This is a genomic window from Ruegeria sp. HKCCD7296 (genome assembly GCF_013110775.1).
GTDB lineage: Bacteria > Pseudomonadota > Alphaproteobacteria > Rhodobacterales > Rhodobacteraceae > Ruegeria.
In genome coordinates, this window is the sequence record NZ_WVRF01000005.1 from 23,043 (window position 1) to 47,525 (window position 24,483).

Below are 24,483 nucleotides of genomic sequence, written 5' to 3' on the forward strand. Positions count from 1 at the left end.
GGGTGTCGATGGCCGCCGTTGTAAAGCTGGTCAAACAGCGGATTCAGGACGAATTGGACGATTTGACCCGATCAGAACGTCAGTTGGCGTCTGTCCTATTGCAGGACTATCCGATGGCAGGGCTGCAATCGATCACCAAGCTGGCGGCTGCGGCTCAGGTCTCGACGCCAACTGTTATTCGCATGGCCCGCAAGCTTGGGTTCGATGGGTTTCCGGACCTGCAGGATGCCCTGCGCGAAGAAGTGGCAGCGCAGATCAAGAAACCGATCTCGAAACGAGATGCCTGGGTTGTCGATGACGATGCCGAACACCCGACAACGCGCTTTGCGCAGGCCGTCTGGACAAACATGCGCCACACGCTGGAGCGTCTGGACAAAGAGATGTTCGACACCGTCGCCCAGCTATTGGCTGAAACGGACCGGCATCTTTATGTGGTGGGTGGCCGCATCACCCGATCCAACGCGGATTATCTGTTCAATCACATGCAGATCATCCGGCCCAACGTAACTATGCTGGGCAATTCAGCGAATGTCTGGCCGCAATACCTTTTGGACATGGATGCGTCCTCGGTCCTGGTGATCTTCGACATTCGGCGATACGAAGCGCATTTGGAGAAACTTGCGCAAGTTGCTTCAAGCCGGGGCGTAACGGTTGTTTTGTTTACGGACCAGTGGGGTTCACCAATCGGTAAGACCGCCAACTACACATTCCACGCCTTGGTCGAGGCTCCCTCGAGCTGGGATTCGACGATAGCACTGCAACTGATTTCCGAGACTCTGATTGCCGAAGTACAGGAAGCACGGTGGGAGGAAAGCAAAGAGCGGATCGAAGAACTGGAGCAGTTTTTTTCTTCGACACGAATATTCCGCAACCAGGATTGAAGGGGCGAATACGACGGGGCGCTGTGGTTCTAAAACTGAGGCGCAAAATTTGCGACTTCCTGCTTGACGCGCCCGGGTGCATGACTTAACCAACGCAAACCATTTGCGGGTATAGCTTAATGGTAAAGCCCCTGCCTTCCAAGCAGGCTATGTCGGTTCGATTCCGTCTACCCGCTCCAAGATCCCAACCTTTTCTGCGTCAAATGGCCCTTTCGGGGTGCTGATCCTTGTTGTCATGCTTGACCAAAAGGGCGGCTGAGGCCAAGAAAGCGGTCACTTCCTAGAGTTCAATCCATAAGGGCCCGACATGGCAAGACAAACCGCCAGTAAACCAGCGCCAGCCGCTGCACCCGGTGCTAGTGAAGAGCGGGCCCGCTCAAAGAAAATTGGGGTGCTGGCCTCGCTCTGGCCATTCATGAAGCCCTATAAGTTTTTGATGATTGGCGCGACATTGGCGTTGATTCTGACCGCAAGCATGACGCTGACTCTGCCACTGGCGGTTCGGCGCGTGATCGACAACTTTCGCATCCAGGACGGCGAGCTGCTGGATTGGTATTTTCTGGCCGCGTTGGGCATTGCCGCTGTTTTGGCCGTGGGCACCGGCATCCGATACGCGCTGGTCACGCGCTTGGGCGAACGCGTTGTCGCCGATATTCGCAAGGCCGTGTTCGATCGCGTGATCGCGATGAGCCCGGAATTCTATGAACGCATCATGACGGGTGAGGTGCTCAGCCGGATCACAACGGACACGACCCTGATTCAGTCGGTTCTTGGGTCCTCGGTGTCGATCGCGTTGCGTAACATGTTGATGTTTTTCGGCGGGCTGGTGCTGATGCTGCTGACCTCGGCCAAATTGACGGGTTTGGTTCTGTTATTGATCCCGATTGTCATTGTTCCGATATTGGTTTTGGGTCGCCGTCTGCGTGTGATCAGCCGCGAGAATCAGGATTGGATTGCAGCCTCGTCCGGAAACGCAGGTGAAGCTCTGGGCGCTGTTCAGACGGTGCAGGCCTTTACCCACGAACAGGAAAGCCGCAAGCAATTCGGAGAGATGACCGAAACCTCGTATGTGGTCTCGCTGCGCCGCATTCAAACCCGTGCGGTACTGACGGTAATTGTGATCTTTCTGGTCTTTTCGGGCATCGTCGGCGTCTTGTGGATGGGTGCAAATGATGTGCGCAACGGCGTGATGACCGAAGGCGTGCTGGTGCAGTTCGTGATCTATTCGGTCATTATGGCCGGCTCGGTCGCGGCCCTGTCCGAAATCTGGAGCGAACTTCAACGCGCTGCCGGGGCAACAGAGCGTCTGGTCGAACTTCTCAATGCGCAAGACACCGTGACCGATCCTGCCAAGCCCATGATCCTGCCCAAGGATGTTCAAGGTGAAATCCGCTTCGAAGATGTCAGCTTCTGTTATCCGTCGCGTCCCGACACCGTTGCGCTGGATCATCTTTCGCTTCAGGTCAATCCGGGTGAAACGGTTGCCTTTGTCGGACCTTCCGGCGCGGGCAAGACGACAGTCATTCAGTTGATCCAGCGGTTCTATGACCCCAATTCGGGCCGGGTCACGTTGGATGGCCACGACCTGAGAGAACTGGATCGGGCAGATTTCCGTACGCATATGGCTCTGGTTCCTCAGGACCCTGTGATCTTTGCTGCCTCGGCCCGTGAAAACATCCGCTTCGGGCGTCTAGATGCAACCGATGCCGAAGTTGAAGCCGCGGCCCGTGCCGCTGCCGCGCATGACTTTATCGCTGCCTTGCCGGAAGGGTATGACAGCTTTGTTGGCGAACGCGGCGTGATGCTGTCAGGCGGTCAGAAGCAGCGTATCGCCATTGCGCGGGCCATTCTGCGCGACGCGCCGGTTCTGTTGCTGGACGAGGCAACTTCGGCTCTGGATGCGGAAAGCGAACGCGCGGTACAGGGCGCGGTGGACCAGATGCGGGCCGGACGCACAACCCTGATCGTTGCACACCGCTTGGCAACTGTGAAGAAAGCCGACCGCATTGTTGTGCTGGAAGAAGGCCGTATCGTGGCGCAAGGCAGCCATGACGATCTGGTTTCTCAGGACGGGCTCTATGCGCGTCTGGCCCGGTTGCAATTCACCGACGGTGTCGCCGCGGAATAAGGGTGACGCACGGGCATTTCCCTTTCCGCCGTAGCGTCATTCTACATTTTACTCACTGTCACAGCTAAGCCCTCGCTTGCGCGGGCTCGTTTTTGATCCCATCTTGGAGGCGAACAACAAGCCTGCGCAAAATGCGGGAGAAAATAACGGGAGGAACCACATGGCCTTTGTGGGATTGGAAGACAAAACGCGCATGGAACAGGAAATGCCGTGGGAGGATCGGGATCTGCCCGTCACCTTCCATCAGCTCTTGTCGCGCACGGCAGAGAAGTTTCCCAACCACAATGCCATCAGTTTTCAACTGTTGTCGGGACCAACCGACAAAGCCGAGACCCTGACCTGGTCACAATTGCAGGACAAGGTTAATCAGGCTGCGAACCTCTTCCGTTCACTGGGTGTGGGCGAAAAAGATGTGGTGGCCTATGTGCTGCCCAACTGTAACGAGACGCTGATCACCATGATGGGCGGCGCGGTAGCCGGGATCGTGAACCCAATCAATCCGCTGCTTGAGCCGGAACAGATTGCGGCCATCCTGCGCGAGACCGGCGCCAAGGTTGTGGTGACGCTGAAGTCTTTCCCAAAAACGGATGTGGCCCAGAAAGTGGAGGAAGCGGTCCGCCACGCGCCCAAGGTCAGCACCATTCTGGAAATCGACCTGAACCGCTATCTGACACCGCCCAAGTCCTGGTTGGTACCTTTCCTGCGCCCCAAGATGGGTGACAGGGAAAAACTCGCCCATGCGAATTACAAGAACTTTAATAAAGAGTTGGTCAAACAGCCGACGACGCTGACATTTGAAGACAGCAAGGAAGACCGTGTTGCGTGCTATTTCCATACGGGCGGCACGACCGGCATGCCAAAAGTGGCGCAACACAAGTATTCTGGTCTCGTCTATAACGGCTGGCTGGGACATACGCTGCTGTTTGACGAAAACGACGTCATCATGTGCCCGTTGCCCATGTTCCACGTCTTTGCTGTCCACGTGATTATGATGGCGGCCGTGTCCTCGGGCGCGCATGTGATCTTCCCCACACCAGCCGGGTATCGCGGAGACGGCGTTTTCGACAACTTCTGGAAGCTGATCGAACGCTGGAAGGTGTCTTTCATTATCACTGTACCCACTGCCATCTCGGCCAAAATGCAGCGCCCGGTTGATGCCGATATCTCAAGCGTGAAGACAGCTTTCTCTGGCTCGGCCCCGCTGCCGGTTGAGTTGTTCCGTCGCTTTGAAGAAGCCACGGGTGTGAAGATCGTCGAAGGCTATGGCCTGACCGAGGCCACGTGCCTGGTGTCGTGTAACCCTGTGGATGGTGAAAAAAAGATCGGATCGATCGGTATTCCGTTCCCCTATACGGATGTGAAAATCCTGCAAAGCGGGCCGGAGGGACCGGTCGAATGCGATACCGATCAAATCGGAGAAATCTGTATCTCGAACCCGGGTGTCTATGCGGGCAACACCTATACCGAGGCCGATAAGAACGTAGATCTCTATTATTATGACAAATACCTGCGTACGGGTGATTTGGGACGGTTTGACGAAGACGGATACCTTTGGATCACAGGCCGCGCCAAGGATCTGATCATTCGCGGTGGCCATAACATTGACCCAGCCGAAATCGAAGAAGCGCTATTGGGCCATGACGCAGTCGCGTTTGCCGGCGCTATTGGCCAGCCCGACGCGCATTCCGGTGAAGTGCCATGTGCGTTTGTCGAACTGGTCGAAGGCGCCTCGGTCACGGAAAAAGAGCTGATGGATTACTGCAAGGTTCATGTGCATGAACGTGCGGCGCAGCCCAAGCATATGACCATTCTGGACGAATTGCCCAAAACTGCGGTTGGTAAGGTCTTTAAGCCCGATCTGCGTAAACAGGCTATCACACGTATCTATAATGGTGCGCTTGAGACAGCTGAGGTATCGGCGCGTGTTGTTTCGGTGATCGATGATAAAAAGCGTGGCCTTGTCGCGCAGCTTGACGCGAATGGATCTTCGGAAGACGATGTCTCGAAAGTGCTGGGCGCATATACCCAGCCGTGGGAGTGGTCTGAGTAAGCCGGAGGGACAATGGATTATGAACGCCTGATTGACGAGGAAACCTGGGCGTTCATACGTCGCACGGCTGAAAGCTATCCTGATGATGCGGTTGATCTTTCAATCGAAGATCAGCGCCGCGTCTATGACACCATGTGTCAGGATTTCCGCCAACCGCGACCTGTCGGGGTGGAAACACAGGATCTGACAGCCGATGGAGTTCCTGTCCGCATCTACACCGCTGGTCAGCCCACCCGATCCGTCGTTTATTTCCATGGCGGTGGATTTGTGTTGGGTGGGCTGGACAGCCACGATGACGTCTGCGCTGAACTTTGCGCGCAAACAGGGTATCGTGTGGTCGCAGTTGACTACAGGCTGTGCCCTGAACATGTGCACCCCGCGCAGTTCGATGATTGTTGGACAGCAGTGATCTGGGCAGCGCGTGAATATGGTGACCCGTTGATCTTGGCGGGTGACAGTGCCGGAGGAAACCTTGCCGCTGCGGTGTCCCATCACGCGCGGGGCCGATTGGACGGCATTTTGGGCCAAGTGCTGATTTTTCCCCTGCTTGGTGGGGACCGAACCAATGGCTCCTACCTGGAACACGCCCACGCCCCGTTGCTGACTTTGGACGATATAAAGTTCTATGAATCCGTCCGATACGCCGGGGATCAGCCCGAAGGTGACCCAACCTATTTACCTTTGCAGGACAGTGATTTTTCGAACCTGCCGCCCACAGTAGTGGTGACTGCAGATTGCGATCCGCTACGGGATGATGGGCCGAACTACTGCGAGAAGATAGCGGCGACAGGAGGTAAGGCCCATTGGATCAATGAGCCCGGCCTGGTTCATGGCTATTTGCGCGCTCGTACCTCGGTGAAACGCGCAGCAGAAAGCTTTGAGCGTATCTCGGTCGCTATCGAAGCGCTGGGGCAGGGGATCTGGTCTTACTACTAAGTCCTTTACCGCCTAAAAAGCGGATGAACGTTATCGCAAGAAAACTTCGCCCTTCATCGTTTCTGCGACGGGCGCGCCCATGCGATGCAGGATCGTGGGGGCCAACTGCAATTGGTCGATTATAGTATCTGCGTCGGGGCCGTCCGCGTTGCCGAAGTAATACAGCGCCGTTTCCTGCTGCAGCGGTCCTCGCCCACCGTGATGACCGCGTTCATCCTGACCGTGATCAGCGGTCACGATAACTTCGTAGCCCAGTTGCCGCCAACGGGGAATGAAGGGCGCCAGCATCTCGTCCGCGACAAAGCATGCGTGGTCCATTTCCTCGCAATCGTGGAAGAACCGGTGACCCATGCTGTCCAACGTGCAGGCGTGCAGGATGCCATAATCCAGCCCGAAGCGCAGGCAGAGATTCGTGAGGGTTCCGTACAGATCGACATCGGACGGTGTCATCTGATTGTCTTTGCCATAGCCGGTCATGGTGTGGAAACGACCGTGGTTGATGGTCTGGCTTTCGGGTTCGTCATATTCGATGTCACGGACATAGTCGAAGGGGTGGCGGTTGAAAAACTGCGACCAATAGCTGTGGGTGACCGCTCCGGTTACACCGCCGCCTTCGCGGACCTGGCTGAACACATCCTTGTGGCTCAGCCGAAAAACATTGCCGTTGCCGGTGCAGCCATGTTCCTGCGGTGTCACACCTGTATGGATCGATGCATAGCAGCTGGCCGAAGTAGAGGGCAGCACTGCGCGCAGCTTCCAAACCCGCGCGTCGCCGCTGTCGACCCAGCCTTCCAGATTGCCAAACAGGCGGCGAAAATTACGGTAGGGGACGCCGTCCAGAATGATGAGCAGAAGTTTGCGGTCCATGCCCGAGCCTTTCAGTAATTTCTTCAGCCGAGCCTAGGAGATTCGCGGCTCAAAACACGACTGTTCACGCCCCCAATAGCAAAATCCCGACACCTGTCATTGGACAAAGCGCCGGGATTTTCAGATTTCATGGAACTGTCACAAGCGTGGATCAGTTCCCCGCGCTCTCCATCTTGCGATGGGCGACAACCTCTTCCAGCCAGCCCAGATGCATTTCGGGCACGGAACTGAGCAAAAGGTCGGTATAGTCGTCGAATGGCGGGCTGAGCACCTGCGATTTTGGACCGTACCGCACAACTCGTCCCTGATACATCACCGCAATACTGTCGCTGATTGCACGGACAGTTGCCAGATCGTGGGTGATGAACAGATAGGCCACATTCTCGATCTTCTGCAGGTCTAGAAGCAGCTTGAGAATACCATCCGCCACAAGTGGGTCGAGCGCCGATGTCACCTCATCACAGATGATCATCTTGGGTTTCGCAGCCAGGGATCGCGCGATGCAAACACGCTGTTTCTGACCACCAGACAGCTCGGCCGGATATCGGTCGATGAACTTTTCGCCCAGTTCGATTTCATCCAGCAATTCGATGATCCGCTTGCGCTTTTCCGCTCCGCGCATGTTGAAGTAGAACTCCAGCGGGCGGCCAATGATTGTACCAACCGTCTGACGCGGGTTCATCGCCACGTCGGCCATCTGATAGATCATCTGCAATTCGCGCAGGTCTTCGCGGGTTCGGCCTTTGAGGTCCGACGAGAGCTTGCGCCCGGCAAAGGTAATCTCTCCTTCGCGCGGTGGCAGCAGGCCAGTGATCACGCGCGCCAGCGTGGACTTGCCCGAGCCAGACTCGCCGACAACAGCCAATGTCTGCCCCGGATGAAGCTCGACATTGACGTTGTGCAACACGTCGAAATTCAGGCCCTTATAACGCGCAGTGATCCCATCAACGCTGAGCACGGGGTCCGCCGTTGGCTGTTTCTCTTCATGTTCGATCGAGCGTACCGAGACCAAAGCTTGCGTATACTCTTCCTGCGGATTGTTGATGATCTGATCCGTGTTCCCGTATTCAACGGTATTGCCCATTTTCAGGACCATGATGTCGTCGCTCACTTGCGCCACAACCGCAAGGTCGTGGGTGATATACAGCGCGGCAACACCAGTGTCGGCAATGGCCTCTTTAATCGCCATCAACACGTCGATCTGGGTGGTCACGTCCAGCGCGGTGGTTGGTTCGTCGAACACCACCAGATCAGGTTCGGGACACAGCGCCAGCGCCGTCATGCAGCGCTGCAACTGACCCCCAGAGACCTGGTGCGGGTAACGATCGCCGATATTGTCCGGATCGGGCAGACCCAGCTTGGCGAACAGCTCACGCGCGCGACTTTCGGCTTCTTTGCGGCTGAACTTTTTCTGTTCAACCGCAGCCTCGACCACCTGATCCATGATTTTTTTGGCAGGGTTAAAGGACGCAGCAGCGGACTGAGACACGTAAGTCACCTCGCCCCCGCGCAGCTTGCGAATATCCCGATGTGAAGTTTTTAGAATATCGCGCCCGTTGACCCAAACCTCTCCGCCTGTGATCTTCACGCCACCCCGGCCATAGGCCATGGACGCTAGACCGATCGTGGATTTACCGGCCCCGGATTCACCGATCAGACCGAGCACCTTACCAGGTGCCAGGTCGAAGCTGACCCCATGGACAATCTCAATGTCATGGGGTTTTTCACCCGGTGGGTAGACGGTTGCGCCGATTTTGAGGTCGCGGACCTTGAGAAGTGGATCACTCATCCCCGGCCTCCTTTCAGTGATGTGGTTCGGTTCAAGACCCAGTCGGCCACAAGGTTGACCGAAATCGCCAGCGTCGCGATGGCAACGGCGGGCAACAAGGCGGCGGGAATGCCATACACGATGCCTTCCTTGTTCTCCTTCACGATGCCACCCCAGTCAGCCTCGGGCGGTTGTACACCAAGACCCAGGAAGGACAGGGTTGAGACGAAAAGTACGGCAAAGATGAAACGCAAGCCCATCTCGGCAACCAGCGGTGAAAGCGCGTTGGGCAGGATTTCCCGGAAGATGATCCAACCGTTTTTCTCGCCCCGAAGACGGGCGGCTTCGACATAATCCATGACTGTAATGTCGACAGCGACAGCACGGGCCAGACGATAGACCCGCGTCGAGTCCAACAAGCCCATAACGACGATCAAAATCGGAACTGTCACAGGCATCACGGACAGTACCACAAGGGCAAAGATCAAGGTCGGTATCGACATGATCAGATCGACAAAGCGCGACAGCACCTGGTCGACCCAGCCCCCCATCACAGCCGCAAAGAAGCCCAGGACCGAGCCGGTCACGAAGGACAGGATGGTCGCAGCCGTTGCGATGAAGATTGTCGTGCGACCGCCATAGATCATGCGGCTAAGCAGATCGCGACCGATATTGTCGGTGCCCAGCCAGAAGTTTGACTCGGTGAAACCTGCGGGAGCGATCCCAAGCATGATCTCGATCTTTGAGGGTTCCCATACATCGCCGACCACTTGGGCCATGCCGTAGGGGGCGATGAGCGGCGCGAACAGCGCCATGAGAAAGTAGAGGGCCGTCAGGAACAACCCGATCAGTGCGGAAATAGGGATGTTCTTCATTTCGGGTGCCTCAGACGCGGGTTGGCCAGGATCGAGACGATGTCCGCGACCATATTGAGGCCGATGTAGACGGCCGCGAAGATCAGACCACAGGCCTGCACCACCGGAACATCACGTTTCGCAACATGATCGACCAGGTATTGGCCCATTCCAGGGTAGACAAAGACCACCTCGATCACCACGACACCGACCACAAGATAGGCCAGATTCAGCATCACGACGTTTACGATCGGGGCGATGGCGTTCGGGAAGGCATGGCGTGCAATCACCTGAAACCCGGTCAGGCCTTTAAGCTCGGCGGTTTCGATATAAGCCGATTGCATGACGTTCAAAATCGCCGCACGGGTCATACGCATCATATGCGCCAAAACCACGAGCGTCAGAACCATTACGGGCAGGGCGATAGCCTGAAGCTTTTGCAAAAGGCTCATATGGTCACCAATCATTGCGACCGATGGGAACCAGCCCAGTTTTACCGCGATGAAATACATAAGCAGGTAGCCGATCAGGAATTCCGGGATCGAGATTGAGGCCAGTGTCACTGCCGAAATCAGCTTGTCAGGCCACCGGTCCTTATAGCGTACGGCAATCAGGCCCAACATGATGGCCAGAGGCACCGAAATGATCGCAGCCCAGAAGGCCAGAAAAAGGGTGTTCGACATCCGCTGTCCGATGCTTTCAGCAATGTCACGGCCGTTGGTCAAAGCGGTCCCCAGATCGCCTTGCAGGGCCCCAAACAGCCAGTCGAAATAGCGGGTGAGCGGCGGATCATTCAGCCCGAGCTCTTCACGAAGGTTGGCCAGCGACTCCGGCGTAGCGGATTGCCCCAGGATCGATTGTGCCACATCGCCGGGCAAAATCATTGTCCCTGCAAAAATCAGTGCTGACGCCGCGATAAGGAGAAGGGTACTCAGCGCAAGGCGCTGAGCAACCAGTATTATGATGGGATGCATTGACCTGGAACCTTAGGCTTTCCAGGTGAATTTCGACGCGTACCAATACATCATGGCGCCGTTCGGGTCAGGAACATATCCTTGGACTTCGTTGCTGACTGCGTCAATGAAGTCGTTGAACATTGGCAGGATCAGGCCGCCTTCGTCACGCACCATCATGCCCATTTTCGAGTAGATTTCCTTGCGCTTCGCGTCATCCAGTTCGCTGCGTGCCGCCAGCAGCATTTCGTCAAACTCGGGGCGCTTGAAGCGTGTGTCGTTCCAGTCAGCAGTTGACAGATACGCGGTCGCGTACATCTGATCCTGAACCGGGCGCCCGCTCCAGTACGACGCGCAGAATGGTTGCACATTCCAGACTTCGGACCAGTACCCGTCATTTGGTTCGCGTTTGACCTCCAAAGGAATCCCCGCAGCCTGTGCCGTTTGCTGGAACAATGCGGCTGCGTCCACGGCACCGGGGAAGGCTCCATCGGCCGTGCGAAGGATGATCGGTGAGCCGTCATGCCCGGATTTCTTGTAATGCTCAGCAGCTTTTGCTGGGTCGTACTCACGCTGCGGAATACTATCGTCAAACAGCGGATAGGCAGCGTTGATTGGCATGTCGTTGCCGATACCGCCATACCCGCGCAGGATTTTATCAACCATTTCCTCGCGGTTGATGGCATATTTCAATGCCAACCTCAGTTCGTTTGCATCAAATGGTGCAGTATCCACATGCATGATGAACACGTAGTGGCCCCGCCCCGAGACATTCTGAACCGACAGATTTGGCGCCCGGTCCAGCAGTTGGGCAATCTTGGGCTCAACCCGGTTGATGATGTCTACCTGACCTGACTGAAGTGCGGCGGTCCGGGCTGTTGCATCGTTCAGCGTGATTACTTCGACACTGTCGTAATGGGCAAAAGCGTCGCCGCCCCAGTAATTCGGATTGCGGACAAACTGCATACGCACGCCTGGCTCGTCGCTCTCCAGAACATAAGGTCCGGTGCCGACGGCCGAGTTCGGATCATCAAAGCCACCGTCTGGCTGGATTTTCAAGTGATAGTCGGCAAGCAAGTAGGGTAGATCGGCATTGCCGATTTCCATTGTGACTTCAAAGGTGTCCCCGTCGACCCGCATCGATTCAATGCCCTGCACGATACCTAGTGCACCAGACTGAGAATCTTCATTTGTGTGGCGCTCCATCGTGCGCATGATGTCTTCTGGGGTGACTGTTTTACCATTGGAGAATTCGATACCCTGTCGGACTTTGAAGCGCCAAGTCTTTGCATCCGCAGACCCTTCCCAGCTTTCGGCAACCAACCCTTCAAGTTCGCCCTTGCCATTTACTTCGACCAGCGTCTCGCCCCACTGCTGGCCACCAGCAATCGGAACATCGGACGACCACAACGCCGGATCCTGCGTATTTGTGCTTTCGCCCCCTTGAACGCCCATTTTGAAGGTTCCACCCTTCACTGGACCCGCCGCACGAGCGGCGTCGGCAAACATAGTGCTGGCCATGGCAGCCGAAACACCCAATGCAGCTGCTTTCCCCATGAATTCGCGGCGGGTCATTTTCCCTGCTGTGACCTGACCGGCCATATGTGTGATTTGTTCGTTCATTTAATCTTCTCCCTATTGAGTGGTATTAGCCCTTTTCGGACTTTTTATTGACGCTTGAGTCAACGTTGGCTTATTTCTGCTAGTCGGGCAAGGATATTTCGTGCCGATATCAAAAACGATCGTCTGCACATGGACGACACGAAGGGATGTCACGAACGCAGTGTCCGTGATCTGTCTAAAAGAAAACTGGCAATTTTTGATATTTCCAGACGCTTGTGGATCACAATGTGGGCAAGGCGTCTAATTACCCTCGTATTGCGACGACCAGATCCATGACGTTGGTCCCGGTCGGTCCGGTCGTCAGCAACGCGTCAACTTTGTCCAGAAACGATCCACTGTCAGCATTTTGAAGATAGGTTTCGGCCCCATCGGCCCAGGTGGTGCCGCAAACGATTCCTCCGGCTTCCTTTGTCGGGCCGTCGGTTCCATCCGTGCCGCCAACAACAATTGCCAGGCCAGACTGCCCCGAGATTTCTTTGGCCAAAGCAAGCGCCAGTGCCTGATTACGACCCCCACGACCGGGTTTTTCCGGCAGGACTACAGTTGGTTCACCGCCAAAGATCATAACGCCTTTGTCCATGCCGCGCAGCATTGGCCCCAGTTTCGCGGCGACTTGCAAATAGTCGTCATGCAGGGCCTCTTCATTTGCAAAAACCGCAAGGCCCGCCACATCCGCAGCCGTGGCCGCCGCATTCCGCGCATGGGCATTGGAAGCCACGATCTGCGTGGTGGCGGTAAAGGTGTAGTTGTCCGGCAACGCGCCGATGCCCGAGCCAATGATATTCAGATCATCCCCTGGCACATCGGAAATCGCCAGCACAGTGGCACGCGCGCCTTTGAAATGAGACAGCAATCCGCCGCCTTTGATACGAGACAGCTTGCGCCGCTCGGCGTTCATGGCGCGGATGTCCAAACCTTCCGACAGCAGCTTGCGATTCAACGCCTCAAGATCACCCAAAGATGTTCCTGGCAACAGATCCTCGGCCAATGAGGATGCCCCGCCCGAAACCAGCAACAGGACATGTGACCCGGGGTGCATCTGCTCCATCGCCAAGCGCAGCGCCCGCCCACCGGCAAGGCTGCGGTCGTCTGGCACCGGGTGCGAAGCTTCGATTACCTCGACCGCGTCTGGCAGGTCGCGGCCGTGATCGTCCTTGGTCACGACAAGCGTGGGGACCGAGCCAAATTGCGCCAGCGCTGCACGCGCCATCGCAGCCGCGGGTTTGCCGACGGCCAGTATCCGGTCCGGTTTGGGAACACCAGGCAGTGCGGCTTTGGTGGCGGTATATCCGTCAACCGCATCAACCCCGGCCTGCCAAAAATCTACCGCTTGTTTTGATATGTCCATCAGTTCTCGATCCAGATCGTGACAGGGCCGTCATTCACAAGTTCAACCGCCATGTCAGCCCCAAACTGTCCGGTTTCCACCGCAACGCCCTGTGCGCCAAGGTGAGCTGCAAATTCCTTGTACAGGTGCTCGCCCTGATCCGGTGGTGCTGCGTTTGAAAACCCTGGCCGGTTGCCGCTTGTTGTATCGGCGGCCAGCGTGAACTGGCTGATCACCAACGCTGATCCGCCAACATCCAGCAACGAGCGGTTCATTTTACCCGAGTCATCCTTGAAGATACGCAGTTTCGCGGCTTTTTCTGCAAGCTTTCTGGCCTGCATCTCATCATCGCCCTGCATTGCGCAAACAAGAATCATGAGGCCCGGCCCTGACGAACCTATGGCTGCGTCATCAACCGACACTTTGGCGTATGACACCCTCTGCAATACTGCGCGCACTCAGGTTACTCCCTTTAGATGACAAAACTGCCTGAGCGACCGTTTAACCGCGCCACTCCACAAAGTCACTTGGCTCGGCGCGATCTGTTCGAAAGTTATTTGCCGGATGATCCGGATCGGCAAAGCCAAACGAAATTGCGCAGAGGATCAGGCGATCCTCAGGGATTTGAAAATACCGATGCAGAAAGGGGCCGTAAGTGGCCAGGGCCGCTTGGGGGATTGTCGCCACACCCAGTGCCTGCGCGGCCAGCGTGAAGGCCGTGACAAAACCACCGCAATCCATCGCGCCATAGGGTCCAAGTTCTGCCGGACTTGATAGGATGGCGCAGTGTGGCGCGCCGAACAGGGAAAAGTTCTGCATCATCTGCTGCGCCGACCCGGCGCGATCCCCGCGTTCCACTCCAACAGCTTCGTAAAGCGCCCAGCCACAGGCGCGGCGGCGGTCTTGGTACACGCCAGAATAAGATGTTGGAAACGGAAGATCGGGAGCGGGCGTTCCGCTGACAGCCTCGTTTTGCATCGCTTCACGGAAAGTATCCGTTTCGTCTGCGCTGGTGATTGCCAACTGCCAGGGTTGCGCATTGCACCAGCTGGGAACGCGAGATGCGCTGGCGACGATCTGCTCGATCTGCGCGCGGGGGACAGGATCAGGCAGAAACGCCCGGCAGGAATGGCGGTCTCTCAGAAGGGTATTCAGTTCAGCAAACGACACAACAGGCTCATCCCTTTGTTTTCCGAACTGAACATGGCCGCGCTTCGTCGGATGCACAAGCCTGTCTGCAGGTCTGCCTATTGCCCGGTGGCCGCCAAATAGCCGACACCCGCAGCCAGCAGCAATCCCAGCACAACAGCGATGGTTATCTTGATGGCTGACCACGGGCGTTCGCCCTGAACCCGCCCGGTTCTGCCATTGACCACAAACCGATACGTCTGGCCGCGGTATTTGTAAGCGGCCATCCAAACCGGCAGCAGGATATGCTTGAACGTGACATCGCGCACGTCTGTATCGACCGCATGAATGCGCTGCCGGTCGCCGCCGATGTCAAAACGAACATCCCGCTCGATCACGCGTGCCATATGCGCGCGCGCTTCGACGTACCCTTCCCGCAGTTCAACGCTGTAGGCTTCAGCCCGGAAGCCTGCGAGGTATTCGGGCTGATAGGGCTCCAGCGCGGGCAGATCCCAGGGTTCCAACGCGTCGGTGTAGCTTTTGGGAAGCGACTTCGATGCCAACACCAGCACGTCGTCAAAAAACCGCGCGACGCGGCCGGACTTGGGGGTCCAGCGTACCTTTGGCACTTGTTGCTGAACCCGCTTGCCGTCTCGCATCACGGTGCGGGTTTCATAATAGACAGTACCGCGTTCGCCGCGATACGAAGACTTGGTGTCGGCATCGAAAGTCCAGTAAGGCACGTAAATGCCCTGCATCTTGCGCCCTTTGCGGGCATATTCCTTCAACCCGTTTGGTGCGAACCATAGTCGCCCCAACCAATCGCCCATCGCCTTGTGGGCTGATCGTTCGTCGAACGCAAAAGGCAATACGCCCTTTGGTTTGATATGCCGGTTGATCCCGGTATCTGTCACGACCGGCGTGGCACAGAACGGGCATTCGGCGGCATGGGTGTTTGGGTCAAACTCTACCTGCGCGGCACAGTTTGGGCACGACAGAACGCGGGTTTCCTCGATCTCGCTGTCCGGCAGGCGGTCAGCGATGGCGGCGTCAAAGTCCAGCTCTCGCAGACTTGCACCGCCCCACGGTCCGGCACTGATCGGCTCGGAATGTCCACAATGATCGCAGGTTAAGGTACCATCACCCGGATTGAACCGGTAGTCCGCGCCGCATTGGTCACAGGGGAAACGATGTTCTGCAATATCAGGAGCAGTGACGTGTGTCATGATTTACCCGGTGGTCACGATGAATATGAAAGAAGACCGTGTTTGTTCACGTCCCGGGCGGCGGCGGAGGCAAGATCGTGAACAACTGCGCCAGTTCCTGCACGTCGCCTGCCTTTTTCCAGCCGTCCTGTCCCGCAGTCCAGACATATGTGTCACGTGTCAGTTCGCCTTCGCTGGCCATGCGCCCCATCTTGGCTTTGGAAAACGGCCCGCTTGTCTGACCATCCACAGCGATATGCCACACATGCTCGACAGGTGGCGGAGGAGGCGGTGCCGCGTGTGCTGCCGCTTGCGGGGCAGCGGGGGCGGGCGATCCCCAAGGGCCGCTCGGCTGGCCCGCTGCCATGTTCGACATCTGATGCGCCATTGCCATCCCCATACCCATGCCAAGACCGGCGCCCATGCCACCGCCTTGACCCGGATTACTGGCCGCGGCCGTCATCGCCTCTGCTGCCGAATATTGAGTGAACTTGCCCAGATCGCCCGCCAAACCCATCGAAGTCCGCTTATCCAGAGCTGCCTCAACCGCCGGGGGCAGCGAGATGTTCTCGATGTAAAACTCCGGCATTTCCAGCCCATAGCTGTCCAAGACTGGTGAAACTTCGGCAGCGATCAGCTTGCCCAGATCGGCGGTGTTTGCGGCCATGTCCAGAACAGGAATGCCTGAGCCCGAGATGACGCGGCTGAACTCCTGTACGATGATATTGCGCACCTGGAAACTGATTTCGTCCATGGTGAATTCGCCATCTGTTCCGACGATTTCCACGAGGAACTTCGCGGGGTCCTTAACACGCACCGTGTAGGTGCCATAGGCGCGGATACGGGTTGGCCCGAACTCGGGATCGCGCAGCATGATGGGGTTCTTGGTGCCCCATTTCAGGTCGTTGAACCGAGTTGTGTTGACGAAATAGATCTCGGACTTGAACGGCGACTGAAAACCGTGATCCCAATGCTGAAGGGTGGTCATGATCGGCATGTTGTTGGTCTCAAGCATATAGAGACCCGGCGTGAATACGTCGGCCAATTGCCCTTCATGCACAAATACTGCTGCCTGACCTTCGCGCACGGTCAGTTTGGCACCGTACTTGATTTCGTGCCCTTCACGCTCAAACCGCCAGACCATCGTGTCACGGGTGTCATCCACCCAATGAATGACATCAATGAATTCTCCGGTCAGAAAATCAAAAATTCCCATTTGGGTTCTCCTGTCCTTGGGGTCAGAGCGGCTGCCCCATCAATTCACGCGCAATAATACGTACGACAGGGCGTGCTTCATCCACGCCCACACCGGGCTGCAATCGCTGGTCATACAGCATCGTCAGCAGTTTCTCGTCATGGCTGGTCAGCAATGCAAACTCATCATCATCGTTAAAAATCGAAGGCCGCGCCGCCGGGCTGTCATTGGACAGGCCAAGCCCCTGGGCGATTTCCTCGTGAATGCAGCTACGGCGCACCAGGTCCGTCAGTTCAGCGCGGATCAATGCAACCGCGCGCACATATTTGTAGGGCGACGCCTTGGTCGCAGACGCAAAGACCAGACAGTCGAAATTGGCGCGTGGGTTGGCGACCAGATCCAGCGAAGCCTGGCTGATATTCGGGATCAATTGCTTCAGGCGGGACGCGACATAGGCGCTGTCGTCCTTGCCTGCGAAAAAGACATGGAAATTGGCGTTTCGCGATACAACCGATATCGGGTGCTGGGTCAATCCGGCCAGACGACCCGCAAACACCCGAACCTGTTCCGCATCCTGTGTTCGTGTTTCGGGCAAAACCGAGGGGCCAAACTCGGTCTGGATACGAACGGGCCCCGACCAACGGCTCAGCTGCCCGTCCGTCTGGCGTGAACCAATCGAAACACTCTGCGTCGGATATTCGCTGTAGAACGCGATTGCTTCGAAATTCCGGGCCAAATCGTCCGCATCATAAGGCGTGTCCGGTCCGCCGCCGTCTGTACGCAACAGCCCCCGAACCAGAAGGTCACGTTCAACGCGCTGGTAAAACCGCGCCAGATCCTGACTGGCTGCCGAGGGTGGTACATACGCATTCGCCGCCGTCGGTGCGGGTTCCGGGCGAGGCTGCGGCGCAACAGTAGATGTAAGGGTTTCATCGCAATTGGCCAACGCCAAAACCGAAGTCACACCCAACGCAAGTTTCAGAGAATTGAAGTGCCGCACACCGATCCTGCCTTTAGCCGGGAACTGCAGTGCCGGCATTGTCACCAACACCGTCCTGGCGCGCTTTGGCAGAGGCCAAAGTGTCGCGTAGTTCGGCTTCCATCTTTTGCAGTTCAACTTCGGCCGCAGCGCGTTTGGCCTTGCCTTCATCTGCAATTGCAAGACTTTCGTTGATGGTCCCGATCAGGTCAGCATTGGCCTGCTTGACGGCTTCAATGTCGAACACGCCGCGCTCCATTTCCTCGCGGATCATCTTGTTGGATTCGCGAAGATTCGCCGCGTTCGAGGTCAGCAGTTCGTTTGTCAGATCGTTGGCGTCACGCACGGCGGCGGCAGCTTCGGCGCTGCGCTGGATGGTGACAGCTTGCGCCAGCTGGGTTTCCCACAGAGGAACTGTGTTGACCAGGGTCGAGTTGATCTTGGTCACCAGCGACTTGTCGTTTTCCTGTACCAAACGGATCGATGGCAGCGACTGCATCGTAACCTGGCGGGTCAGTTTCAGATCATGAACACGGCGTTCCAGATCGTCCCGTGCGGCGCGCATGTCGCGCAGCTCTTGCGCTTTCATGACCTGTTGATCTTCGGGCGCGGCCTCTACCTCGGCCTCTTTTTCCGGAATGTCGTGGCTGTCCAGTTCGGTCAGCTTTTCCTCGCCTGCAGCGATGTAAAGCGCCAGTTCGTCGTAGAAGTCCAACGTCTTTTCATACAGCAGATCAAGCGATTTGATGTCTTTCAGCAGGGTATGCTCATGGCCCAGAAGATCGTCGGTGATACGGTCGATCTGGCCCTGAACTTCTTCGTACTGAGCGGTGAATTTGGCAAAAGGCGCGGCCTTGCCCAGCAGTTTTTCCCACCAGCTGCGTTCGCGGCGCACGTCCAGTTCACTGACCGAGAAGCCACGGATCGTGGTGACGATATTGCGCAGGCTGTCTCCGGCGGGGCCCACATCCTTGTTGCGCACATCCGCCAGCATCGCCTGACTGATTTCCTGCAACTCGGCCTGTGCAGATGACCCAAAAGACACGATCGAGTTGGTATTGCCAATGTCGATTTCATCCATCCGCTTGCGGATTTCTGCACTGACGGGTTCGTCGGCGTCTTCCAGCGACACGACCTCGGCCTGCGGTTCAGGCAAGGCAACGGCGGTGACTTCCTGCACCAGAGTTTCAGCCTGAACTGCCTTGTTCTTGATCTCATCGGACATGGGTATGTTCCTCGCTCAGATAATGGCCGGTCAGTCCAACCGGACGCCTTCGCGCTGCAGTCTTTCGCGCAACACGTCAATTTCAACCGTCAGATCACTGCGGTCATCCAATAGCATTTTGCGCGTACGCGCGGCGAAATTCTGTTCCAGATCGTCCAGCAAAGCAGAGTAATCCGCAAGCGCCTGCGCATCGCGGGTTCGGGCGTAGACGTCCGCAAACTTGACGGTCGCGTCCCGTGCGCCCTGCAAATACACGGTCAGGTACTTTCTGGCACCGGCCAGATCGCGGGGGTCTTCTTCGACTGTGCGGAACAAGTCCCGCGCAGTGTCCTGAAACCGTTCGACGCGGGCTTCGACCCTGCGGTCACCCGCGCGTTTGATGGCGTCCGTCATCTCAGACAGATGTTTCTCGGCATCGTCGACGACGCGGGCCACGCGATCCTGCTGAAAGGTGTCGATCCCTTCCATGCCCTTATCCTTCATCGGATCAATGCCGAATGAGACCGAGTGCAAAACGGTAGCCGCCACTCCAAAAAGCACCGGGGCCAACAAGCTGGCTTGTGCCGCAGTTTCTGCATCCAGAAACTCGGTCCTGTATGTGGCTAGCCCTGCACCCAGGCCCGTTAGAATGCTGGCAAATATCTTGCGCGGAAAAGCAGGCCGTCGGGCGGTCTTTCGGGCGTTATACGCGGCTTCGGCCCGCAAACCTTCGCGCAGCAGGAACGCGGCAGCTGTCAGGATACCAGCTGCGATCAGACCGATGGTCATGCCGATCGCGCCATCGTTCAGCGACAAAAACACCAAAGGAATGGCCGGAAGAAACAGAAGATTGGCACGGGCACCAGCGGGCTCGACCCGTGCACCGTCAAACTGTCCACGTGGCACAGGTGTATCGTCTGAGGTATCGCCCTGCGGGCTGTACTTGCCGCCAAACCGCTTTGCCATGGACTACAGCCCCCCGAGCAGGCCGGTGCAGACACCAAGCAATAGCAGCAACAAAACAGCGTAGGCGAGTTTTTGCACTCCGCTTCCGGACATCACGCCCCCCAAACAGCACCATTCCCTGAAAATTTAGGGGATGCGCGGGCTTAGCGCTAGGGGGAAGGTTGACGAACCTGCATCACTTGCGAGGTTTCTTGCCGATCGGTGCCCGTTTTCTTTGCGGTCGCGCCGGGCGCTTGGGTGCAGCATCTGGTTTCGCGTCTGCGTCCAGCCCAAGTTGTTCACGCATCACTCGGCGACGCACCTCTTCCACTTCACCCTGTTTCAGATCGCCCAACTGGAACGGACCGTAAGACACGCGCAAAAGGCGGTTTACTGTGAACCCGATATCTTCCATCGCACGGCGGATTTCGCGGTTCTTGCCTTCCCGAAGGCCAATGGTCAGCCAGGCATTAGCCCCTTGCTGGCGGTCAAGTGTAACGGTCATCGGCTGAAACCGCTCTCCTTCGATCACCAGCCCTTTGCGCAGTGGCTCGAAATCTTCATCTTTCGGTCGGCCATTCACCCGCACGCGATATTTGCGCAGCCAACCGGTCGAGGGCAGTTCAAGCTTGCGCTTGATCCCGCCATCATTGGTCAGCAACAGCAAGCCTTCGGAGTTCAGGTCCAGTCGCCCGACGCTCATCACCCGTGGCATGTCTTCGGGTAGCTTGTCGAAAATCGTTTCGCGGCCTTTTTCGTCGCGCGTGGTTGTCACCAATCCCGCAGGCTTGTGATACAGCCACAGGCGCGAGGGTTCCGGTTCCGAGACGGGCTTGCCATCAACAACGATCTTGTCTTTTGCCGTGACGTTCAGGGCAGGGCTGTTGATGGTCTTGCCATTCACGGCCACACGACCTGCTTCGATCATGCGCTCAGCCTCACGCCGCGATGCGATGCCAGCACGGGCCAGGACTTTGGCGATCCGGTCGCCGGGAGGAGGGGTCTTGTTCATGTCAGGCCCATAACCCATCCGGCGCGCTTGCGAAAGGCAGGTTTCTGATGCAGTCAGGGGCATGGTGTTCAAATCGCATATGGAGCAAGCCCTGGCCGAGGCGCGCGCAGCAGCAGATCGCGGCGAGGTGCCCGTGGGGGCAGTTCTGGTTGGTCCAGACGGAAAGGTCGTGGCTGCGGCTGGGAACCGGACGCGCGAGTTGAATGATCCAACGGCCCATGCAGAAATCTTGGCTCTGCGCGAGGCCTGTGCAAAGGCGGGGTCTGAGCGGCTGCCAGAACATGATCTATACGTGACGCTGGAACCCTGTGCGATGTGCGCCGCGGCCTTGGCGGCCGCGCGCATCCGGCGAATCTACTACGGCGCGGCTGACCCCAAGTCGGGCGGAGTGGCCCACGGCGCGCGCGTGTTTTCGCACCCGCAGGCGCATCATGTGCCCGAAGTCTATGACGGGATCGCCAGTGAAGACGCAGCGGCGCTTTTGAAAGACTTCTTTGCATCCCGCCGCAAGGACGTGCCGGACTGAAGCCCAGCCTACAGTTTGATGGGCTGCATCACCTCTGGCTCGATCACATCGACACCCGGAAGCTCGTCGACCAGCACCTGTGCAGACTGTTCGAGGATCGGGAAGGTCTTGTAGTGGCACGGAATAACCGTCTTGAAATTGAAGTATCGCTTGGCGGCATAGGCGGTGGCCTTCATGTCCATGGTAAAATGCCCGCCAGCTGAAAGGATCCCGATATCGGGTTTGTAGTAATCCCCCATCCAATCCATGTCAGCCATGATGTCTGTGTCGCCGGAGGCATAGAGCATTTTTTCCTCAGCAGCGATCATAAAGCCGACCTCACTACCGCCGGTGCGCAAACCGTCGGGCGTTGAAAAGGTAGAACTATGAGAGGCCGGGACCATTGTCACCATGACCCCGTTCAGGTTGACTGTGCCGCCCTTGTTGAAGCCTATCGTTTCTATTCCTTCGGCTTCGCTCCAATACCCCATCAGGTCATATTGCCCGACAACGGGGATTTTCAGATGTTTGGCCAGGGGCAGTACATCAGCCACATGATCAAAATGTGTATGAGTCAGAAGGATATGAGTCGCACCGTCCAGCGCGGCATCGTGCTGATCTTCGGGCAAGACCGGATTGCCGGTCAGCCAGGGATCGATCAATAGAACCTGCCCCTGCGTTTCAATGCGAAAACTGCCATGTCCCAGCCAAACAATATTCATTCCCAATTTCCTCCCAAATGGTGTCTTGGCAGTAGCCTAGCATCGGCTATGTAAAATTCCATGGACTGGATTCGAGAAATTGATGGCTATTGTGAACGTTTGTCACCGGAGTATTGGGCCGAGCCAATCAATGCGATTACAAACGCCGCCTTTCTGATTTCTGCTTGGCTTATGGGGCGGCGGGTGCGCAATCAGGACATGCCGCTGGCCATGATTCTGGTCGCGCTTTTGGCGATGATCGGAATCGGCAGCTATCTGTTTCACACGCTTGCGCAGGCCTGGGCAGCGTTGGCAGATATAGTGCCGATCCTTCTGTTCATTCTGGTCTATATCTTTGCAGTGAACAGGGACATCTGGCGGATGTCTTCGCCGTTCGCGCTTGGGGGAACAATGCTCTTTTTTCCCTATGCTGCCGCGACCGTTCCACTGTTTCAGCTTTTTCCAGGGCTCGGCGGATCGGCGGCCTATGCGCCGGTCCCGTTGTTGATTCTGATCTATGCGATCCTGTTGCGGGGCCGTGATCCAATCCTGGCCAAAGGGTTGGCAATCGGAGCGTTGATCTTGATCCTGTCGATCACGTTCCGCGCACTTGATTTGCCGGTTTGCGGGCACTGGCCACTGGGTACGCATTTCATGTGGCACATCCTGAACGCCATCATGCTGGGCTGGATGATCGAAGTATATCGCGCGGCCCTGATACGGGGCCGCTTTTCAGCAGGTCTTAAAGCCTGAGAGCCGGGCGGGGCGATCCCTTTTAACTATCCTCTAATCAAGGAGTATCAGCCCCCGTATTTAGGTCGGTCCTGACTCAATCCTGAAAGGCGGCGGCCAGATGGTCGGGCAGGTCGAACTCAGCCAAAACCCGCGCACGGCCGTCGGATGACATCTTACGGGCAGTCTTTTCAACGATGCTCTGGATTTTCTCAGCCGAGCGTTTTGCGGCAAAGGGTTGGAAATACCATTTCAGGAACACAAAGCAGATTACATCTTCCAGCGCCTGCACCTCTTCATCGCGCTTGATGCCTTGCTTGCGCAACATGCGTCCTGCGGCCTCGACCTGTTCAGCGTCATAACCTTCACGCGTCATCAAACCCATGACCACCTCGGCGTGGTGCACAGCCTGCGCCTTGCGCCAGGCCAGATAACCTGCGCGGCCTTCTGGGTATTCGCTGCGGGCGAGTTTCCACCTCTCTACATGTTGGCCACGCGCCGCAATCCGTAAGGCGTCAGAGGCGTTCGGAAACAAACGGTCCAGCTCGGCGGTCATGCGTTCGCCGTAAAGCTGCGCTTCGGGCCGGCCGTCGTCGAGGTTGGGGTCATGTGCATTGGCTGCATCGATTGCGTCCAGAACCGCTTGTTTTTGCGCGCTCATTTCTAGCTCCATTGGCTTAGCTGCGCCACGAGAGTCCCGCGGCCGTTTTGGTCGTGTCGCTCATGCTAACGGCTCGCCATGGGAGATGCATCCTCGAAAATGCAAAGGGCCGGGTCAGAGAGGGGAAATCTGACCCGGCCGAGACCTGCGCTTTATTTGGCAGGTTTAACCTGATCCTGTGTGACGGGTTCCGCGACGGGGGACGGGAAGGTCAACGTGCGTGTCAGGTTGCTTGTGTCGATACCCAAAGCCATGGCCGGTGCGGCCAAAAACGTGGCGGACAAGACTGCGGCTGTGATCAGGGATTTCATTTTGTTTCTCCGGTTTGCGTTGTGTCGCATAATTCAAAATGAACAGAATAGTTTAGTTTTCAAGGTCGAAAATGAACTAAACAGTTTACTTATTTGTATATCCCTCATTCAGTTTTGAATGGCAGGTGAAAGACCGGGAATTTGAAACTCTGACCTGCCCGTGGCGCAGCGGTCTTGCGACTGCCGCAACAGACGGGTAAACGCCCCATAACGTAGATGAGGGAAGCCGATGTCGATTGACCAAAGCACCGCCGCCAAAGTGGCCAAACTGGCCCGGATCAAGGTCGAGGATGACGCGCTGCCGGCGCTGGCATCCGAATTCAACACCATCCTGGGTTTCATCGAGCAACTGAACGAAGTGGATGTCGAAGGGGTCGAGCCGATGGTTTCGGTCACGCCGATGCGCCTTAAGCGCCGTCAGGACGAAGTGACTGATGGCAACCAGCAAGACAAGGTTCTGGCCAATGCCCCCGACGCGCGCGAAGGGTTCTTCGCAGTCCCCAAAGTGGTGGAGTAAG

At 57.0% G+C, this 24,483-nt stretch carries 25 protein-coding genes, 1 tRNA gene and 1 pseudogene; 8 read left to right on the plus strand and 19 right to left on the minus strand.

Annotation, left to right across the window (positions count from 1 at the left end):
* Positions 1-8 precede the first annotated feature (8 nt).
* The 5 genes from GS632_RS08705 to GS632_RS08725 all read left to right on the plus strand — a co-directional run bounded on the left by GS632_RS08705 (position 9) and on the right by GS632_RS08725 (position 5,995).
* Positions 9-881, plus strand: coding sequence for a MurR/RpiR family transcriptional regulator (locus GS632_RS08705; RefSeq protein WP_171175586.1), 873 nt, complete (start codon positions 9-11; stop codon positions 879-881).
* A gap of 105 nt (positions 882-986) precedes the next feature.
* Positions 987-1,060 (plus strand) — tRNA-Gly (locus GS632_RS08710).
* 128 nt (positions 1,061-1,188) lie between these two features.
* On the plus strand, positions 1,189-3,009 hold the full coding sequence (locus tag GS632_RS08715) for an ABC transporter transmembrane domain-containing protein (RefSeq protein ID WP_171175584.1): 1,821 nt from the start codon (positions 1,189-1,191) through the stop codon (positions 3,007-3,009).
* A gap of 160 nt (positions 3,010-3,169) precedes the next feature.
* On the plus strand, positions 3,170-5,059 hold the full coding sequence (locus tag GS632_RS08720) for an acyl-CoA synthetase (RefSeq protein WP_171175576.1): 1,890 nt from the start codon (positions 3,170-3,172) through the stop codon (positions 5,057-5,059).
* A 12-nt stretch (positions 5,060-5,071) separates the two neighbouring features.
* Positions 5,072-5,995 (plus strand): alpha/beta hydrolase, encoded by a 924-nt coding sequence (locus tag GS632_RS08725; RefSeq protein WP_171237195.1) that lies wholly within the window; start codon positions 5,072-5,074, stop codon positions 5,993-5,995.
* Between the two features lie 30 nt (positions 5,996-6,025).
* Here the strand turns inward: GS632_RS08725 and GS632_RS08730 are convergent, their stop codons facing one another.
* The 16 genes and pseudogenes from GS632_RS08730 to GS632_RS08795 all read right to left on the minus strand — a co-directional run bounded on the left by GS632_RS08730 (position 6,026) and on the right by GS632_RS08795 (position 21,055).
* A complete protein-coding gene (locus tag GS632_RS08730; protein ID WP_171175571.1) occupies positions 6,026-6,862 on the minus strand; it encodes an alkaline phosphatase family protein in 837 nt (278 codons plus the stop codon).
* 151 nt (positions 6,863-7,013) lie between these two features.
* Positions 7,014-8,651: an ABC transporter ATP-binding protein gene (locus tag GS632_RS08735; RefSeq protein ID WP_171175561.1), complete on the minus strand. Its 1,638-nt coding sequence runs from the start codon at positions 8,649-8,651 to the stop codon at positions 7,014-7,016.
* Entirely contained in the window at positions 8,648-9,505 is an 858-nt protein-coding gene (locus GS632_RS08740) for an ABC transporter permease (protein WP_171175559.1), read from the minus strand. Before GS632_RS08740 ends, GS632_RS08735 begins: the two co-directional genes overlap by 4 nt.
* On the minus strand, positions 9,502-10,107 hold the full coding sequence (locus GS632_RS22335; protein WP_371732306.1) for an ABC transporter permease: 606 nt from the start codon (positions 10,105-10,107) through the stop codon (positions 9,502-9,504). Before GS632_RS22335 ends, GS632_RS08740 begins: the two co-directional genes overlap by 4 nt.
* Positions 10,095-10,196, minus strand: a complete 102-nt coding sequence (locus GS632_RS22340; protein WP_371732307.1) for a hypothetical protein — start codon at positions 10,194-10,196, stop codon at positions 10,095-10,097. Before GS632_RS22340 ends, GS632_RS22335 begins: the two co-directional genes overlap by 13 nt.
* Before the next feature lie 37 nt (positions 10,197-10,233).
* A pseudogene (locus GS632_RS22345) lies at positions 10,234-10,458 on the minus strand (ABC transporter permease); the annotation flags it as partial.
* Between the two features lie 12 nt (positions 10,459-10,470).
* The gene (locus GS632_RS08750) at positions 10,471-12,060 is read right to left on the minus strand and encodes an ABC transporter substrate-binding protein (RefSeq protein ID WP_171175554.1); all 1,590 of its coding nucleotides are present in this window, start codon (positions 12,058-12,060) and stop codon (positions 10,471-10,473) included.
* A 244-nt stretch (positions 12,061-12,304) separates the two neighbouring features.
* The gene (locus GS632_RS08755; protein ID WP_171237196.1) at positions 12,305-13,408 is read right to left on the minus strand and encodes a DUF4147 domain-containing protein; all 1,104 of its coding nucleotides are present in this window, start codon (positions 13,406-13,408) and stop codon (positions 12,305-12,307) included.
* A complete protein-coding gene (dtd, locus tag GS632_RS08760; RefSeq protein ID WP_171175550.1) occupies positions 13,408-13,845 on the minus strand; it encodes a D-aminoacyl-tRNA deacylase in 438 nt (145 codons plus the stop codon). The genes GS632_RS08755 and dtd overlap by 1 nt, the downstream gene beginning before the upstream one ends.
* 43 nt (positions 13,846-13,888) lie before the next feature.
* Positions 13,889-14,557 carry a nitroreductase gene (locus GS632_RS08765; protein WP_171175548.1) on the minus strand — a complete coding sequence of 223 codons (669 nt, stop codon included), beginning with the start codon at positions 14,555-14,557 and terminating at the stop codon, positions 13,889-13,891.
* Between the two features lie 77 nt (positions 14,558-14,634).
* Entirely contained in the window at positions 14,635-15,741 is a 1,107-nt protein-coding gene (locus GS632_RS08770) for a TFIIB-type zinc finger domain-containing protein (protein ID WP_171175546.1), read from the minus strand.
* A gap of 46 nt (positions 15,742-15,787) precedes the next feature.
* Positions 15,788-16,936: an SPFH domain-containing protein gene (locus GS632_RS08775; protein WP_171175544.1), complete on the minus strand. Its 1,149-nt coding sequence runs from the start codon at positions 16,934-16,936 to the stop codon at positions 15,788-15,790.
* 22 nt (positions 16,937-16,958) lie between these two features.
* On the minus strand, positions 16,959-17,954 hold the full coding sequence (locus GS632_RS08780) for a DUF2927 domain-containing protein (protein ID WP_171237571.1): 996 nt from the start codon (positions 17,952-17,954) through the stop codon (positions 16,959-16,961).
* Complete coding sequence (locus GS632_RS08785; protein WP_171175540.1) at positions 17,929-19,119, minus strand: toxic anion resistance protein; 1,191 nt, start codon at positions 19,117-19,119, stop codon at positions 17,929-17,931. Before GS632_RS08785 ends, GS632_RS08780 begins: the two co-directional genes overlap by 26 nt.
* A gap of 30 nt (positions 19,120-19,149) precedes the next feature.
* Positions 19,150-20,064, minus strand: a complete 915-nt coding sequence (locus GS632_RS08790) for a 5-bromo-4-chloroindolyl phosphate hydrolysis family protein (protein ID WP_171175538.1) — start codon at positions 20,062-20,064, stop codon at positions 19,150-19,152.
* 175 nt (positions 20,065-20,239) lie between these two features.
* On the minus strand, positions 20,240-21,055 hold the full coding sequence (locus tag GS632_RS08795; RefSeq protein WP_245223222.1) for a pseudouridine synthase: 816 nt from the start codon (positions 21,053-21,055) through the stop codon (positions 20,240-20,242).
* Positions 21,056-21,116: 61 nt separating this feature from the next.
* Here GS632_RS08795 and GS632_RS08800 point away from each other — a divergent pair, with 61 nt between their 5' ends.
* The gene (locus GS632_RS08800) at positions 21,117-21,581 is read left to right on the plus strand and encodes a nucleoside deaminase (protein WP_171175534.1); all 465 of its coding nucleotides are present in this window, start codon (positions 21,117-21,119) and stop codon (positions 21,579-21,581) included.
* Positions 21,582-21,589: 8 nt separating this feature from the next.
* On the opposite strand, the gene GS632_RS08805 is transcribed toward GS632_RS08800, so the two are convergent.
* The gene (locus GS632_RS08805; protein ID WP_171237199.1) at positions 21,590-22,282 is read right to left on the minus strand and encodes a metal-dependent hydrolase; all 693 of its coding nucleotides are present in this window, start codon (positions 22,280-22,282) and stop codon (positions 21,590-21,592) included.
* Between the two features lie 60 nt (positions 22,283-22,342).
* On the opposite strand from GS632_RS08805, the gene GS632_RS08810 reads away from it, so the two are divergent.
* The gene (locus GS632_RS08810; protein ID WP_171721759.1) at positions 22,343-23,014 is read left to right on the plus strand and encodes a ceramidase domain-containing protein; all 672 of its coding nucleotides are present in this window, start codon (positions 22,343-22,345) and stop codon (positions 23,012-23,014) included.
* Positions 23,015-23,090: 76 nt separating this feature from the next.
* Here GS632_RS08810 and GS632_RS08815 read toward each other — a convergent pair whose 3' ends face one another.
* Together GS632_RS08815 and GS632_RS08820 are read right to left on the minus strand one after the other, a co-directional pair.
* A complete protein-coding gene (locus GS632_RS08815; RefSeq protein WP_171175528.1) occupies positions 23,091-23,654 on the minus strand; it encodes a DUF4202 domain-containing protein in 564 nt (187 codons plus the stop codon).
* Positions 23,655-23,806: 152 nt separating this feature from the next.
* Positions 23,807-23,965, minus strand: a complete 159-nt coding sequence (locus tag GS632_RS08820) for a hypothetical protein (protein WP_171092527.1) — start codon at positions 23,963-23,965, stop codon at positions 23,807-23,809.
* 229 nt (positions 23,966-24,194) lie between these two features.
* On the opposite strand from GS632_RS08820, the gene gatC reads away from it, so the two are divergent.
* The gene (gene gatC / locus GS632_RS08825) at positions 24,195-24,482 is read left to right on the plus strand and encodes an Asp-tRNA(Asn)/Glu-tRNA(Gln) amidotransferase subunit GatC (protein ID WP_171092525.1); all 288 of its coding nucleotides are present in this window, start codon (positions 24,195-24,197) and stop codon (positions 24,480-24,482) included.
* The last annotated feature ends 1 nt before the right edge of the window (position 24,483 follow it).

Bases quoted from the DNA above. Each gene is read 5' to 3' on its own strand.
- GS632_RS08750 (WP_171175554.1), bottom strand. From the start codon at position 12,060: ATGAACGAACAAATCACACATATGGCCGGTCAGGTCACAGCAGGGAAA.
- GS632_RS08720 (WP_171175576.1), top strand. From the start codon at position 3,170: ATGGCCTTTGTGGGATTGGAAGACAAAACGCGCATGGAACAGGAAATG.
- GS632_RS08715 (WP_171175584.1), top strand. From the start codon at position 1,189: ATGGCAAGACAAACCGCCAGTAAACCAGCGCCAGCCGCTGCACCCGGT.
- GS632_RS08795 (WP_245223222.1), bottom strand. From the start codon at position 21,055: ATGAACAAGACCCCTCCTCCCGGCGACCGGATCGCCAAAGTCCTGGCC.
- GS632_RS08810 (WP_171721759.1), top strand. From the start codon at position 22,343: ATGGACTGGATTCGAGAAATTGATGGCTATTGTGAACGTTTGTCACCG.
- GS632_RS08800 (WP_171175534.1), top strand. From the start codon at position 21,117: ATGGTGTTCAAATCGCATATGGAGCAAGCCCTGGCCGAGGCGCGCGCA.
- GS632_RS08740 (WP_171175559.1), bottom strand. From the start codon at position 9,505: ATGAAGAACATCCCTATTTCCGCACTGATCGGGTTGTTCCTGACGGCC.
- GS632_RS08805 (WP_171237199.1), bottom strand. From the start codon at position 22,282: ATGAATATTGTTTGGCTGGGACATGGCAGTTTTCGCATTGAAACGCAG.
- GS632_RS08820 (WP_171092527.1), bottom strand. From the start codon at position 23,965: ATGAAATCCCTGATCACAGCCGCAGTCTTGTCCGCCACGTTTTTGGCC.
- GS632_RS08775 (WP_171175544.1), bottom strand. From the start codon at position 16,936: ATGGGAATTTTTGATTTTCTGACCGGAGAATTCATTGATGTCATTCAT.
- GS632_RS08725 (WP_171237195.1), top strand. From the start codon at position 5,072: ATGGATTATGAACGCCTGATTGACGAGGAAACCTGGGCGTTCATACGT.
- GS632_RS08705 (WP_171175586.1), top strand. From the start codon at position 9: ATGGCCGCCGTTGTAAAGCTGGTCAAACAGCGGATTCAGGACGAATTG.
- GS632_RS08730 (WP_171175571.1), bottom strand. From the start codon at position 6,862: ATGGACCGCAAACTTCTGCTCATCATTCTGGACGGCGTCCCCTACCGT.
- GS632_RS22335 (WP_371732306.1), bottom strand. From the start codon at position 10,107: ATGTTGGGCCTGATTGCCGTACGCTATAAGGACCGGTGGCCTGACAAG.
- GS632_RS08790 (WP_171175538.1), bottom strand. From the start codon at position 20,064: ATGGCAAAGCGGTTTGGCGGCAAGTACAGCCCGCAGGGCGATACCTCA.
- gatC (WP_171092525.1), top strand. From the start codon at position 24,195: ATGTCGATTGACCAAAGCACCGCCGCCAAAGTGGCCAAACTGGCCCGG.
- GS632_RS08755 (WP_171237196.1), bottom strand. From the start codon at position 13,408: ATGGACATATCAAAACAAGCGGTAGATTTTTGGCAGGCCGGGGTTGAT.
- GS632_RS08815 (WP_171175528.1), bottom strand. From the start codon at position 23,654: ATGAGCGCGCAAAAACAAGCGGTTCTGGACGCAATCGATGCAGCCAAT.
- GS632_RS08780 (WP_171237571.1), bottom strand. From the start codon at position 17,954: ATGCCGGCACTGCAGTTCCCGGCTAAAGGCAGGATCGGTGTGCGGCAC.
- GS632_RS08770 (WP_171175546.1), bottom strand. From the start codon at position 15,741: ATGACACACGTCACTGCTCCTGATATTGCAGAACATCGTTTCCCCTGT.
- GS632_RS08785 (WP_171175540.1), bottom strand. From the start codon at position 19,119: ATGTCCGATGAGATCAAGAACAAGGCAGTTCAGGCTGAAACTCTGGTG.
- GS632_RS08735 (WP_171175561.1), bottom strand. From the start codon at position 8,651: ATGAGTGATCCACTTCTCAAGGTCCGCGACCTCAAAATCGGCGCAACC.